This is a genomic window from Sphingobium sp. FG58 (assembly GCF_057809055.1).
This window is the reverse complement of record NZ_JBMDJF010000001.1, coordinates 337,812-351,399: the sequence shown is the minus strand read 5'-3', so window position 1 is coordinate 351,399 and position 13,588 is coordinate 337,812. Positions and strand designations below refer to the sequence as shown.

Below are 13,588 nucleotides of genomic sequence, written 5' to 3'. Positions count from 1 at the left end.
CTTCCCCATAAATGGGCGGTCTGGCCTGTCAAGGGAAGGGGAGGCGTGGGATGCCGTCAGGCGATCAGCAGCCGCGCATCATCGCTGGTCGCCTGCATGAACGCCACAGGCCCGCCAACATCGACGCCGGGCGGCAACGCATCGGCAGCCATTCCGCACAGCGCCAGCCCGCTCTGGCAGGCGCTGATGGTGACGCCCAGCGCCTGCGCTTCGGCCAGCAGCGTGGCGAGGGCGGGCAATCCCGCCGCGCGATGTGCGTCGTCCTGTGGCGCGCTGATAGGGGTGCGCAGCAGCGCCACCGCATCGAGTTGCAGGAAAATCGCCGCCGCCCCGCCCAGCGCCGCCTGCGCACTGGCCAGCACCAGCGCGCCGCGCAGCCGTTCGGCGTCAGCGGTGGTGACGATAATTCTTAAGGGACGCATAGTTGCACGGCGCAGGCCGGGCAGGCGGGGTCTTTGGGGACATCCAGCGTGCGGAACCGCATGGACAGAAGATCGGCGATCAGCAGCCGCCCGGCCATGTCCGCGCCGAACGGCACGAGGGCGCGGATCACCTCCAGCGCGGCCAGACTACCCATCGCGCCGGTCAGCGCGCCGATAACGCCGGTTTCGGCGCAATTGCGTTCCGGCGCATCTTCGGGCGCGCCGACCAGGCAGCGATAGCAGGGCTTGTCCGCTTCCCAGCCGCGATAGGTGGCGATCTGTCCCTCGAACGGCCCGACCGCCGCTGACACGAGCGGGATGCGCAGCCGTTGCGCCGCGTCGGCGACCGCCAGTCGGGTCGTGAAACTGTCGCTGCCGTCCAGCACGACGTCCGCGTCGCGCAGCATCAGTGTGGCATTGTCCGCGTCGATCCGCGCGTTGATCGGGATCAGCTTGACGTCCGGGTTCAGCCGCGCGACCGCCGCCATCGCGACCTCAGCCTTGGGCGCGCCGACATCCGCCGTGCCGAACATGACCTGCCGTTGCAGGTTGGACAAAGCCACCGCGTCATCGTCGATCACGCGGATGGTGCCGACGCCAGCGGCGGCGAGATAGAGGATCGCCGGGCTGCCAATGCCGCCCGCGCCGATCACCGCGACATCGGCGGACAGGAGCCGCGCCTGTCCCGCACCGCCAATTTCCTTCAGGATGATATGGCGGGCATAGCGCTCCAGCTGATCATCGCTCAGCGTCATGGCGCGTCGGACCAGAGGAAGCGGACCTGCGAGCGCATCCAGCTCGGCTCGGCCTGGCCGGTCTTGGGGAAGCTGTTGCGCAGCGTGCCCAATATGCGGTTGCTGACGAACTTCTCGACGCCGGGACAGGCCATATTGACCGGCGCGACCTTCAGGACTGTGCCGTCACCTGCGAGCAGGAACAGCATGTCGATTTCCAGCAGGCGCGACCCCTCATAAGGCACGGCGCCCCTGCATTCGCCCCTGCGATAGAGTTTGGCGACATCTTCGGACCAGCGCGGCGAAATCTTGCGCCCCAGCCAGCCTTCGATGACCGGAGCATTGGACAGATCCTGCGGCATGGGCGGCAGAGCGTCGGCCACCGGGGCCGCAGCCAGCATCAACGAAAGCAGCATCGTCATTGCGTATCACACTCCTGTCGAACCAAAGCCGCCCTGTCCCCGCGCGGTATCGTCCAGCATATCGACCTCTGTGAAGCTGGCAAGCTGCACCGGCGCGACGACCAGCTGGGCAATACGGTCGCCGCGCTGGATCGGGAAGGGGGCGTCGCCCAGGTTGATGAGGATGATCTTCAATTCGCCGCGATAATCGGCGTCGATCGTGCCGGGCGTGTTGGGCAGGCTGATGCCATGTTTGAGCGCAAGTCCGGAGCGGGGGCGGACCTGTATCTCATAGCCTTCGGGAATCGCCATCGCAAAGCCGGTGGCGACGGCATGACGCCCGCCCGGTTGCAGCAGCAATTCCTCCGCCGATACCACATCCATGCCCGCCGCATGGGCGGTGGCATAGGCGGGGACGGGCAGGCCTGCGCCATGGGGCAGGCGCTTGAGTTGAATATCAATCGGAGCGAGGGGAGAGGGCATCGGCGACCTTTGCGATAAGTTTGTCTGCGACCTGGCCCTTGGGCAGGGCAGGCCAGGTTTCGATGCCGGAGGCGGTGACGATCTGCACGGCGTTGGCGTCCCCGCCCATCACATCGCCCGACACGTCGTTGGCGACGATCCAGTCAGCCCCCTTGCGCGCCAGCTTGGCCTGCGCATGACCCGCGATATTCTGGGTTTCGGCGGCAAAGCCGATGAGTAGGGCGGGGCGCTGGGCGTGATGGCCCAGTGTTGCAAGAATGTCCGGGTTTTCGACCAGCGTGAGCGGGGCAGGCTGGCCGGAGCCGTCTTTCTTGAGCTTCTGATCGGCGGCGTCCGCGGTGCGCCAGTCGGCGACGGCGGCGACCATGATCGCGGCGTCGGCGGGCAGCGCGCTTTCGACCGCGCCTAGCATCTCGCGCGCAGTCTGCACATCGATGCGGGTGACGCCTTCGGGGGTTGGCAGATGCACCGGCCCGGCCACCAAAGTCACCCGCGCACCCGCCCGCGCGGCGGCGGCGGCGATGGCGAAACCCTGCTTGCCCGACGATCGATTGGCGATGTAGCGCACCGGGTCGATCGGCTCATGCGTGGGGCCGGCGGTGATGAGGATATGCTTGCCGCGCAAGCTAACCCCGTTCGGTTCGAGCGAAGTCGAGAAACGCTGCGCACCCTCCGCAAAATCCGGCTGCCCTGCCAGTGGATCGTCGCCCTTGGGCAAGGCCAGCAATCGCTCTACCTCCGCGACGATCCGCTCCGGTTCCGGCAGCCGCCCGGTGCCAAATTCGCCGCACGCCATCTCGCCATCGTCGGGCGTCATGATATGGACGCCATCGGCATGAAGCCGCTCCAGATTGCGCTGGGTTGCGCGATGATGCCACATCCGCACGTTCATCGCAGGCACCGCCAGCACTGGCTTGTCGGTTGCCAGCAGCAGGGTGGTGGCCAGATCATCGGCTATGCCGTTCGCCATCTTGGCGAGGATATTGGCCGTCGCGGGCGCAACCACGACCAGGTCGGCCTGACGGCTCAATTGAATATGGCCGATTTCCTGCTCGTCTTTCAGGTTGAACAGGTCGGTAAAGATGGGATTTTCGGTCAGCACACCCAGCGACAGCGGCGTCACGAATTCCTGCGCCGATTGGGTCAGCACCGCCCGCACAGTCATACCGCGCTTGCGCAGCAGGCGGACGAGTTCGAGCGCCTTATACGCCGCGATACCGCCGGAGATGATGAGGAGGATGCGGGGGGTCATTGGGCAAGATTATCCAGCTCTGCACGGCACAACGCATGGAGTGCATCCAGCTTGGTCGTTGCCGTGTCCCATATGCGCCAAGGTATGATCGCGGGATAGTCGTGGCTGATGACATTACGCATCTGGTAGATCGCAGCCCATGGAAGGGCCGGGTGCCGCGCCTTGATGTCAGCCGACAGCTTATGGGCTGCCTCGCCGATGTGCAGCAGACGGAAGGATGTCAGATCGATTTCGTCCTGATCGCGCAAGAATGCCTCTTCCGTCACCGTCGTCAGCCGACGGCGGATATGGTCGATCAGTTCGACGATCAACTCCAGTCGATCAATGTCGCGATTCAGGGCCACGCTCAGAAAATGGCGACCATGTCCGATTCCGCCGCTGCGCGGATTCGGGGTCTCATAGCCACACGTTCGACAAGATCGACCGGACTCTGCATGAAGTCTGCGATCCGTAGCTGCACGTCGATAAATTCGAGCAGACCCATGCGACTGTTGCTGTCAATATCGCACATCAGATCAACGTCCGAATCCGCACGCGCATCGCCCCGCGCCACCGACCCGAACAGGGCCAGCGAGGTAATCCCTGCAGCGCGCAGTTCCGCCTCATGCGGTTTGATCCGGGCAATGGCTTCTTCGCGGGTCATAGCGATGAAGATAATAGCAATGTCGCCCCAACGCCAGCCGCCGCGGCCAACACTGCCACCAGCGTGTAGCGCCATCCCCCGCCGACGCGGATCAACTTGACCTCGCTCAGCGGTGGCGGGGGTGGTGCGCCGCCTTTTTCGGGGAAGGCGTCCTCGATCCGGCGGACCAGCGCGGGCAGACGCTGCAACGTCCGCCAATTTTCGATCAGCGTGTCGGCGGCCTTGGCCTCCGGCCCCAGTTCGTCGCGCAGCCAGCCCTTCACATAGGGACCGCTGGTTTCCCACAGGTTGATGTCCGGGTCGAGCGAGGTTGCCACGCCCTCGACCATCACCATCGTCTTTTGTAGCAGCAGCAGGTGCGGCTGGGTCTGCATGTCGAAATCGCGGGTGATGGCGAACAGGCCGTCCAGCATCCCGCCGACCGACAATTCGCGCACCGGCTTGCCGCGCATCGGTTCGCCCACGGCGCGGAGCGCGGTCGCGAATTCGGCGACATTATGGTGGGCAGGCACATATTGCGCCTCGAAGTGAATCTCGGCGACGCGCTTGTAGTTGCCGGTGATCAGGCCGTAGAGAATTTCGGCCAGCCACATGCGCGCGCGCCGGTCGATCCGCCCCATGATGCCGAAATCGATCGCGACGATGTCGCCATCGGGGCAGACGAACAAATTGCCCTGGTGCATGTCGGCGTGGAAGAAACCCTCCGCAATCGCCTGACGCAGGAAGGCGTTGACCAGCCGCGCCGCGATGGCGGGCAGGTCATGCCCCGCCGCGATCAGCGCGTCCCGGTCGCTAATCTTGATGCCGTCGATCCAGGCCATCGTCATGACCTTGCCGGTCGTGCGGTCCCAGTCGATCGCGGGGACGCGATAGCCCGGTTCCGCGACCATCGCTTCGGCGAGTTCGGACGCGGACGCCGCCTCGCGCCGCAAATCCAGCTCGCGCGCGGTCCAGCGCTTCATATTGGCGATGACCATGCGCGGGCGCAGCCGGGCGATCTCGCCGCCCAGTTGCTCGACATGGGCGGCGGCCCATTCATAGGTCTGTATGTCGCGGTTGAACTGTTCGGTGACGCCGGGGCGGATCACCTTGACCGCGACGTCGCGCCCGTCGGTGGTCAGCGCTCGATGGACCTGCGCGATGGACGCTGCGCCGACCGGCACTTCATCGAACCGGGCGTAAATCTGCTCCAGCGGCTTGCCGAAGCTCGCTTCTATCTCGGCCCGGATCGTCGCGAAGGGGACAGGAGGCAGGGCATCCTGCAAGCGCAGCAGATCGAGCGCAGCGACGTCGCCCACCAGATCGGGCCGGGTCGCCAGCGTTTGCCCCAGCTTGATCGCGGCCGGGCCGATCGACTGGAACGCATCGGCATAGCGGGGCTGCTTGGGAACCCGCGCGCCGAACCGCGCCAGCCGCACCAGCCGTCGCACCGGCGCAGGCGTCATCGGATCACGCTCGATCCCGCGTAACGCGCCATGGCGCGCCAGCGTGCGACCCCATTTGAGGAGCCGCCAGATATGGGTGATGTGGGCGGTCATGCTGGAATCAAATCTTCCAGCCCGAATGGATCGCGACCAGCCCGCCCAATATCGGTTCGACTTTCGTGTTCACGAATCCGGCGTCGCGGATCATACTCTCGAATTTGGGCATGGGCGGAAAGCGGCGGATCGATTCGATCAGATAGCGGTAGCTGTCGGCATCATTGGCGAACAGCTTGCCCAGTTGCGGGACCAGCTTGTGCGAATAGACGTCATAAACGTCCGAAAAGCCCGGCCATGTCGTGGTCGAAAACTCTAGGCAGAAGAAGCGCCCACCAAATTTCAGCACCCGGTGCGCTTCCGCCAATGCCTTGTCGATATGGGTGACGTTGCGGATGCCGAAGGCGATCGTATAGGCGTCGAAGCTGCGGTCGGAAAAGGTCAGCTCTTCGGCATTTTGTTCCGACCAGAGCAGGCCTTCCAGCCCCTTCTCCTTCGCCCGCTCCATGCCCACGCCCAGCATTTGCGGGTTGATGTCCGACACGGTCACATGGGCGCCATGTTTGTGCATCCGAAAGGCGATGTCGCCTGTGCCACCGGCCATGTCCAGGATCGCCTCGCCGGGCCGCGGTTTCACGCGGGCAACGAACTGGTCCTTCCACAGCCGGTGCGCGCCCATCGACATGGCGTCGTTCATCAGGTCATATTTGGCCGCGACGTTGGAAAAGACCTCACGGACCATGCCCTGTTTTTCGGCGGCATCGACGTCCCGATAGCCAAAGGATGCTGTTTCGCTCATGGGATGATCCTCTAGACAGAGATTGCGCGTCGTTCCAGCCAAGAAGCTGGGAATTGGCAACGGCTTTGCCTAGATGGTCCTTATGCCAGAACTTCCCGAAGTCGAAACCACCGTGGCGGGGCTGCGATCCGTGCTGGAGGGCGCGGTGCTTGCCCGTGTCGAACCGCGCCGTGCGGACCTGCGCTTTCCGATCCCTGTGGACCTGCGCCAGCGGCTGACCGGGGCGACCGTGACGGCGCTCACGCGCCGGGCCAAATATGGGCTGATCGCCACCGACCGGGGCGACATGATGATATTTCACCTCGGCATGTCGGGTCGCTGGCGAGTGGACCCGACCGAAATCGGCACCCACGATCATCTGATTCTGGAAACCGGGGCAGGGCGGTTGCTGGCGCTCAACGATCCGCGCCGCTTTGGCTCGGTCGATCTGGTGCGCAGCGATGCGTGGGAAGCCTACAGCCCCTTCACTCGGATGGGACCGGAGCCGCTGGGACCGGATTTCGACGCGACGGTGTTGGCGCGCGCGCTGGCGGGCAAGGCGACGTCGATCAAGGCGGCGCTGCTCGATCAGCGAATCGTCGCGGGGCTGGGCAATATCTATGTGTGTGAAGCGCTCAACATCGCGGGCATCGCGCCGACCCGCGCGGCGGGCAAGATCAGCCGCCCGCGCCTGACCCTGCTGGTCGATGCGATTCGGGAGGTGCTGGCCGCCGCCATCGTTGCGGGGGGATCGACGCTGCGCGATTATGCGCGGCCCGATGGGGAATTGGGCTATTTTTCCAAACAATGGCGTGTCTATGGCCGCGAAGGAGAGATATGCCCGTGCGGCGGCACGGTGCAGCGCCGGGTGGATGGCGGTCGATCGACCTTTTTCTGCCCGAAATGCCAGAAGTAGGATGCTGCCGACCGGTTGACGACCGGAATGAACCGCTGTAAGGCGCGCACCTTCACGAGGCGGGTTGGCGAGTCCGACTGGTCTCTTTTCATATATTGACGAGAACCGAGGACTCTAAATGGCCAATACGCCGCAAGCCAAGAAGCGCATCCGCCGCAACGAACGTCGCGCTGCCATCAATGGCGCCCGCATCAGCCGGATCCGCACCCTGGTGAAGAAGGTGGAAGCCGCGCTTGCCACCGGAGACAAGGAAGCCGCCGCTACCGCGCTGCAGACCGTGCAGCCTGAGCTGGCGCGTGGTGTCGCCCGTGGCGTGCTGCACAAGAATACCGCTGCGCGCAAGTTCGGTCGCCTGACCAAGGCTGTCAGCGCACTCGCCTGAACCCTTCCGGGTCAGTAACGGCACAGACAAGGCCCGCCCCATCGTTGGGGCGGGCTTTTTGTCGTTCCGTCAGCGTCGGTCACAGGCCAGTCATATTGCAGACACGCGCATTTCCCGCGATTCGATGCGATGCAGCATGGCTGCAAATGTGTAAGCTACTGAAAAACAATGATAATTTCATTGTCCTTCATTTTCCGTGGGTTTGCCGAGTCAACGGCTTTATTTCATTTTTTTGAATGCCCCCGCCCTTGATCCAACCCTGCACCCCTGTCTATTTTTGAAATCCGGCCGCCATCGAATCACCTTTGGGCGGTCGTCATGTGACTGGTTGACGCATCATACTCGGTAAAGCGGGGGCTTTTCCGATCGGGTGTCGTGCGTATTTTTTCCTGCCCATAACCGGGGGGCAGCGGGTAGGGTCGGCGAAGTCTATGAAGGATCATGCGTTAGTGACAGCTTGGCAGGACGGAGAGGGGAGCCAGGCTGATTCCAGCCTTGAGGCCGCCTGGGCCGCTATCCGCGCCGGGCTGCGCCGCGACATTGGCGCGCGCATGTTCGACCAATGGTTGAAGCCCGTGCGGCTGGGCGACTATTGCCCCGAATCGCAGACGCTTGACCTGCTCGTCGCCACCGATTTCAGCGCCAATTTCGTGTCGGGCCAATTTGGCGATCGGCTGCGCATGGCATGGCGCGCGGCCAATGTCGGCGTGCGCGACGTCCGCCTGCATCGCGCGGCCGATGCGACCGGACCGCGCCTGCTCGAAGTCGTCCCTGTCGAACCGGTCGCCGCGCCCGCGCCGCAGCCGGTCGCCTCCAATTTCCTGCCGCGCCATGGCTTTGCCGATTTTGTTACCGGTGACAGCAACCGCCTCGCCTGCTCGGCGGCGCTGGCGATGGCGGGGGAGGCCGAACCCCGTTTCAGCCCACTGTTCATCCATGGCGGCACGGGGCAGGGCAAGACCCACCTGCTCCACGCCATTGCCCGCGCCTTTTCCGACCATTCGCCCGCAGCGCCGGTTCTCTACATGTCGGCCGAACGCTTCATGATGGAATTTGTGAACGCGATGCGCGCCAATGAGACGATGGCGTTCAAGGCGCGGCTGCGTGCCGCCCGGCTGCTGCTGATCGACGATATCCAGTTCATCGCGGGCAAGGGATCGACGCAGGAGGAATTTCTCCACACGATCAACGACCTCATAGATTCGGGCGCGCGCATCGTCGTGACCGCCGATCGTCCGCCCCAGCGGCTCGAATCAATCGACGCGCGCATCCTGTCGCGCCTTGCGGGCGGGCTGGTCGCCGACATATTGCCCGCCGACCTCGACCTGCGCCTCGCCATATTGGAAGCCAAGCGCGCCGTGGCGGGCGATCCGCCGGTGCCCGACGCGGTCATCGATTTCCTCGCGCGCTCGATCCGTTCGAACGTCCGTGAGCTGGAAGGGGCGTTCAACAAGCTGGTCGCCTATGGCCAATTGACCGGCCGCGCGATCGACCTGGATTTTGCGCAGGGGATGCTGGCGGACGCGGTGCGCGCCAATGCCCGGCGCATTACCGTCGATGAAATCCAGAAGGTGTGCGCGGCCCATTACAAGATCGACGCATCGGAAATGCGCTCCAAGCGCCGCGCCCGCGCCGTCGCCCGCCCGCGTCAGGTCGCCATGTATCTGGCCAAGAAGATGACACCGCGCTCCCTGCCCGAAATCGGCCGCATCTTTGGCGGGCGCGACCACAGCACCGTCATCCACGCCGTCCGCACGATCGAGGGATTGCGCGAGAGCAACCCGGACATAGACGCCGACGTGCGCGCGCTGCTGCGCCAGCTGGAGGGCTGACCGGCGCGCTGAGAGCGTAGGTTGGTTGTGTTCCCGCGCAGGCGGGAACCCAGTCCAGACGTCTGATCCGGGTTCCCGCCTGCGCGGGAACACACTTTCGGATCGAGTATCGAGACTCTAAACTGAGGGCATGATTCGCGCCCTCTTCCTTCTCCTCGCCCTCCTCCTGCCCTTGCCAGCCATGGCGCAGGGCGACGTGCGCGTCGCGATCGACACCGGCGTCGGGCGGATCATCGTGGCGGTCCATGCCGACAAGGCACCGGTGACCGCCGCCAATTTCCTCGCTTATGTCGACGGCAAGCGGCTGGACGGCACCAGCTTCTATCGCGGCGTCGGTGCGGCGGATTATGGCTTTGTCCAGGGCGGGGCGCAAAATGATCCCAAGCGGCTGTTGCCGCCGATCAAGCATGAACCCACGACCCTTACGGGCCTCACCCATGACGACGGTGCGCTGTCGATGGCCCGCTATGCACCCGGCAGCGCGACAGCCGACTTCTTCATCGTGCTGGGCAAGATGCCCGCCATGGACGAGCACCCGGATGCGGCGGGCGACAATCAGGGCTTTGCCGTGTTCGCCCATGTGGTCGAGGGGCTGGACGTGGTGAAAGCCATCCTCGCCGCGCCCAAATCCGCGACGGCAGGGGAAGGGGTGATGAAGGGCCAGATGCTCGAAGCCCCGGTGAAGATCCTAACAGCGCGCCGGGTGCCTTAACGCAGGGATGCGGTATTCCCGCGCAGGCGGGAACCCAGTCCTACGCTCCGAGCTGGACTCCCGCCTGCGCGGGAGCACGCTGTGGTTATTCTCTGGCCTCACCCTGATGATCCACGATCCGCGCCACCGCCATATCCGCCGTCACATTGCCGACGGTGCGGAAAATGTCCGGCACCGTCTCCACCGCCAGCAGCAGCGGCAGCGCCTCGACCGGCACACCCATGGCCAGGCAGATGGGACCGGTGGTGGTGAAGAAGGTGATCTGGCTGGGCAAACCGACCGCGGCCAGGCTGACGATCGCGGCGACCAACACGCCCAAGACCAGCTGCGTCGGCCCCAGCGCCACCCCGTTCATTGCGGCGACATAGAGGGCGACGCCCAGATTGGCGGGCGGGCTGGTGATGCGGAACAGCGATATGGCGAGCGGCAGGACGATCGAGCGGCTGGTCTCGCGCACCGCCAGCGGCCCATCGCTCGCCTGGATCATCGCGGGTAGCGATGCGATCGAGCTTTGGGTCGAAAAGGCGATGGCTTGCGCGGGCAGGACAGCGCGGGCGAATCGGCCCGGCGCGATCCGGCCCAGCAGCACCGCCAGCGGATAGACCAGCAGCGTGACGATGACGCAGATCAGCACGATGAAGCCGATATAATGGAGCAGCGCGCCTGCGGTCGCGAGACCCGACCGTGCGCCCGCCACCAGCGCCAGCGCGAATACGCCGATCGGGGCCAGCCATAGCACCCAGCCGACGACCACCAGCAGAGCATCGGCCAACGCCTCGAACAGGCCGGTCAGTTGCACGCGGCGGGCGTCGGCAATGCGGGTGACGGCAAAGCCGAAGATCAATGCGAACAGCACTACCGCGACCACCTGGCCATCAGCCGCCGAGCGGATCGGATTGGTCGGGATGAAGCCCAGCAGCCATTGCGCCGACGGGCGCACATCCGGCACCTCCGCAATCCCTTCCGCCCCGGTCAGCGTCCCGACCGCGCCGGGCGGCACGGGCCAGAGATGCAGCATCAGCGGTCCGACCAGCGCGGCCACCGTGGCCGACGCGGTGAGCAATATGGCGAATAACAGGATCGCCCGCCCGGCCATGCCGCTGGTCCGCGCGGTCGTGGCGGCCTGCGCGATGCCGGTCACCAGCAATGCGAAGATCAGCGGGATGAGCGGCATCTGAAGGCCATTGAGCCAGGCCGACCCCAGCGGCTGCGCCAGCGCGACCACGTCGCTCTCCCAAGCCCCACCCCATTCGGTCAGCGCAATGCCGCAACTCAAACCCAGCAGCAACGCGATCAGGATGCGGACGGTCAAGGACATAGGCTTAGCTTCCCCCACGCAATGATGCGCGGCGACAGGCTAAAGGCTGTTGTGGCCAAGAGGACAGGAAAAAATGCGCACCCGCGCCTTCTCCCCATGGGGAGAAGGATATGAAGCCTTACCGAACGCAGTGAGGTTAGGCGCAGTTGGAAGAGGGGGTTCGACGCTGGTGTGGCGAGCTTCTATGAGGTCAGCACACCCTCTCCCAGCTACGACTAGGGCAGCAAGCTGCCAAGTCTGCGCAACCCTCTCCCTTGAGGGAGAGGGTTGAACGCCCCAAAAAAGAAGGCCCGGCGACCACATAAGATCGCCGGGCCAATCGGGTCAGGCTGGGAGCCGCCCCGTAACTTGCGCCTGCCTCAGCCCTTTTTTTCGGGCGGCAGGGTGATCTTCACATCCTCGCCATTCTGGCCGGGGAAGTTGGTGAACATCGCGTCGATCAGGTTGGGGACCAGATAGGTCAGCTTGTTGGACAGCGATCGCGCGCTGGCCTTACCCTCGAACAGGCGGCGATTGTCGGCGGCGCGATCAATCTTCATGCTGAGGTCGCTGGTATAGACGGTGTAGCTCGACACATCGTTAAAGCCGCTGCCGCCGAACAGCCAGGGATCATAAAAGCCATAGCCCCATGGCCGACCCCAACGGCCGCGCATCCCCCAGCCGCCGCCATACATGAAGGGGTCTGCGCCCCAGCCGCCGCCAAAGCCGGTCGAGCGTATCTTCTCCCGGCCATTATCGACATCATAGGCTACGCGGACGATCAGGTCAGCGCTGGCCGGATCGCTGGCTGCGACATAGCCGGTCTGGCTCAGCCGCTGGCCAACCAGCGCGGCATAATGGGAAAATTCAAGGCCGCCAGCCAGTTGCGGATTATCCGCGACGATCGTGAAGCTCTGGCCAGCCGGGGCCGGGAGCTGCTGAAAGCGCGCCACATCAGCCTTGAACGGGGTGGCGCAGCCAGAAAGCGCCGCCAGCGCCAGAGCGGGCGCCGCGAACATGCCGAACTTCTTGAAACGGGTCATTTTTCTGCGTCCTGTACCAGGCATGGAGCCTAATGAACTATGTGCGCCGTGCGATAGCAAAACGCAACTGAACATCATTTGAACGCACGAAGTAACCGAACGGGCGCAAAGCATGTTCTGTCAGGTCAGGGACGTCGCCGACCGGCCAGACCCGTCAACGCCTCAGATTCTGTTTGAGAAATGCGCAGGCACATTCCTCAACAGGCTCTCAGCGCATCAACCCCATCACATCATAGGCCGCACGCAGCGTCGGTTCTGCCGCTGCCGCCGCCCTGGCCGCGCCCTTGTCCAGGATCGCGTCGAGCGCCGCATCCTCTGTGCGCAGCTCCAGGAAACGCTCGCGAATCGGACGCAGCGTTTCGACCAGCACTTCGCCCAGCACGGGCTTGAACGCGCCAAAGCCTTTGCCTGCAAATTCGGCGCAGACCGCGTCGGTGGTGCGACCGGTCATCGTCGCCAATATGCCGACCAGATTGGCGGCTTCCGGTCGGCCAGCCAGCCCTTCGGCTGTCTCAGGCAGCATGTCCTGATCGCTCTTGGCCTTCTTCACCTTGGCCATGATCGCATCATCATCGTCGGTCAGGTTGATGCGGCTGAGGTCGGACGGATCGGACTTGGACATTTTCGCCGTGCCATCGCGCAGCGACATGATGCGCGCGCTTTCCTTGGGGATGATCGGTGCGGGCAGGGTGAAAACGTCTGCGCCGAAATCCGTGTTGAACTTGGTCGCGATGTCCCGGCACAGTTCCAGATGCTGCTTCTGGTCCTCGCCCACCGGCACATGGGTCGCCTGATAGAGCAATATGTCGGCGGCTTGCAGCACCGGATAGACGAACAGGCCGACGGACGCGCCTTCGCGATCCTTGCCCGCCTTGTCCTTGAACTGGGTCATGCGATTGAGCCAGCCGATCCGCGCGGTGCCGTTCAATAACCAGCAGAGCTCCGCATGGGCGGGGACGCGGGCCTGGTTGAACAGGACAGACCGGTCGGGGTCGATCCCGGCGGCGACCAGCGCGGCGGCCATGTCGCGCACGTTGCGGATACGCTGTTCGCGCCCCTCATGCACGGTGACGGAGTGCATGTCGGCGAGGAAGAAGAAGCATTGCGAATCCGAGTCCATCTCGTCCTGCATCTTCACCCAGTTGCGGATCGCGCCCAGATAATTGCCAAGGTGCAGATTGCCGGTGGGCTGGATGCCGGAAAGGACGCGCATGG

General features: G+C 64.5%; 16 protein-coding genes. 4 read left to right on the top strand and 12 right to left on the bottom strand.

The features are described 5' to 3' along the window. Positions 1–56: 56 nt before the first annotated feature. Genes ACODR8_RS01855 through ACODR8_RS01815 form a run of 9 tightly spaced genes read right to left on the bottom strand, consistent with a single transcriptional unit; the run spans position 57 to position 6,212 of the window. Positions 57–422 carry a DsrE family protein gene (locus ACODR8_RS01855; protein WP_489005716.1) on the bottom strand — a complete coding sequence of 122 codons (366 nt, stop codon included), beginning with the start codon at positions 420–422 and terminating at the stop codon, positions 57–59. Continuing rightward, positions 410–1,177: a HesA/MoeB/ThiF family protein gene (locus ACODR8_RS01850; RefSeq protein WP_489005715.1), complete on the bottom strand. Its 768-nt coding sequence runs from the start codon at positions 1,175–1,177 to the stop codon at positions 410–412. The genes ACODR8_RS01855 and ACODR8_RS01850 overlap by 13 nt, the downstream gene beginning before the upstream one ends. After that, positions 1,174–1,578, bottom strand: a complete 405-nt coding sequence (locus tag ACODR8_RS01845; protein ID WP_489005714.1) for a hypothetical protein — start codon at positions 1,576–1,578, stop codon at positions 1,174–1,176. The genes ACODR8_RS01850 and ACODR8_RS01845 overlap by 4 nt, the downstream gene beginning before the upstream one ends. 6 nt (positions 1,579–1,584) lie before the next feature. Further along, the gene (dut, locus tag ACODR8_RS01840) at positions 1,585–2,040 is read right to left on the bottom strand and encodes a dUTP diphosphatase (protein ID WP_489005713.1); all 456 of its coding nucleotides are present in this window, start codon (positions 2,038–2,040) and stop codon (positions 1,585–1,587) included. Next, a complete protein-coding gene (locus tag ACODR8_RS01835; RefSeq protein ID WP_489005712.1) occupies positions 2,015–3,292 on the bottom strand; it encodes a bifunctional phosphopantothenoylcysteine decarboxylase/phosphopantothenate synthase in 1,278 nt (425 codons plus the stop codon). The genes dut and ACODR8_RS01835 overlap by 26 nt, the downstream gene beginning before the upstream one ends. After that, the gene (locus tag ACODR8_RS01830) at positions 3,289–3,603 is read right to left on the bottom strand and encodes a HepT-like ribonuclease domain-containing protein (RefSeq protein WP_489005711.1); all 315 of its coding nucleotides are present in this window, start codon (positions 3,601–3,603) and stop codon (positions 3,289–3,291) included. Before ACODR8_RS01830 ends, ACODR8_RS01835 begins: the two co-directional genes overlap by 4 nt. A gap of 35 nt (positions 3,604–3,638) precedes the next feature. Beyond that, a complete protein-coding gene (locus ACODR8_RS01825; protein WP_489005710.1) occupies positions 3,639–3,935 on the bottom strand; it encodes a nucleotidyltransferase family protein in 297 nt (98 codons plus the stop codon). Beyond that, entirely contained in the window at positions 3,932–5,473 is a 1,542-nt protein-coding gene (ubiB, locus tag ACODR8_RS01820) for a 2-polyprenylphenol 6-hydroxylase (protein ID WP_489005709.1), read from the bottom strand. Before ubiB ends, ACODR8_RS01825 begins: the two co-directional genes overlap by 4 nt. Before the next feature lie 7 nt (positions 5,474–5,480). Further along, positions 5,481–6,212, bottom strand: a complete 732-nt coding sequence (locus ACODR8_RS01815; RefSeq protein WP_489005708.1) for a class I SAM-dependent methyltransferase — start codon at positions 6,210–6,212, stop codon at positions 5,481–5,483. Between the two features lie 82 nt (positions 6,213–6,294). Between ACODR8_RS01815 and mutM the strand changes: the two genes are divergently transcribed. The 4 genes from mutM (at position 6,295) to ACODR8_RS01795 (ending at position 10,033) form a co-directional block, all read left to right on the top strand. After that, positions 6,295–7,107, top strand: a complete 813-nt coding sequence (gene mutM / locus ACODR8_RS01810) for a bifunctional DNA-formamidopyrimidine glycosylase/DNA-(apurinic or apyrimidinic site) lyase (protein WP_489005707.1) — start codon at positions 6,295–6,297, stop codon at positions 7,105–7,107. A 118-nt stretch (positions 7,108–7,225) separates the two neighbouring features. Continuing rightward, complete coding sequence (gene rpsT / locus ACODR8_RS01805; protein ID WP_006955720.1) at positions 7,226–7,489, top strand: 30S ribosomal protein S20; 264 nt, start codon at positions 7,226–7,228, stop codon at positions 7,487–7,489. A 431-nt stretch (positions 7,490–7,920) separates the two neighbouring features. After that, a complete protein-coding gene (gene dnaA, locus ACODR8_RS01800; protein ID WP_489005706.1) occupies positions 7,921–9,321 on the top strand; it encodes a chromosomal replication initiator protein DnaA in 1,401 nt (466 codons plus the stop codon). A 130-nt stretch (positions 9,322–9,451) separates the two neighbouring features. Next, a complete protein-coding gene (locus ACODR8_RS01795; RefSeq protein ID WP_489005705.1) occupies positions 9,452–10,033 on the top strand; it encodes a peptidylprolyl isomerase in 582 nt (193 codons plus the stop codon). 85 nt (positions 10,034–10,118) lie between these two features. On the opposite strand, the gene ACODR8_RS01790 is transcribed toward ACODR8_RS01795, so the two are convergent. The 3 genes from ACODR8_RS01790 to trpS all read right to left on the bottom strand — a co-directional run bounded on the left by ACODR8_RS01790 (position 10,119) and on the right by trpS (position 13,586). Next, a complete protein-coding gene (locus tag ACODR8_RS01790; RefSeq protein ID WP_489005704.1) occupies positions 10,119–11,351 on the bottom strand; it encodes a dicarboxylate/amino acid:cation symporter in 1,233 nt (410 codons plus the stop codon). A 359-nt stretch (positions 11,352–11,710) separates the two neighbouring features. Further along, positions 11,711–12,373 carry a DUF4136 domain-containing protein gene (locus tag ACODR8_RS01785; protein WP_294136087.1) on the bottom strand — a complete coding sequence of 221 codons (663 nt, stop codon included), beginning with the start codon at positions 12,371–12,373 and terminating at the stop codon, positions 11,711–11,713. Positions 12,374–12,581: 208 nt separating this feature from the next. Then, positions 12,582–13,586, bottom strand: coding sequence for a tryptophan--tRNA ligase (gene trpS, locus ACODR8_RS01780; RefSeq protein WP_489005703.1), 1,005 nt, complete (start codon positions 13,584–13,586; stop codon positions 12,582–12,584). Positions 13,587–13,588: the final 2 nt, after the last annotated feature.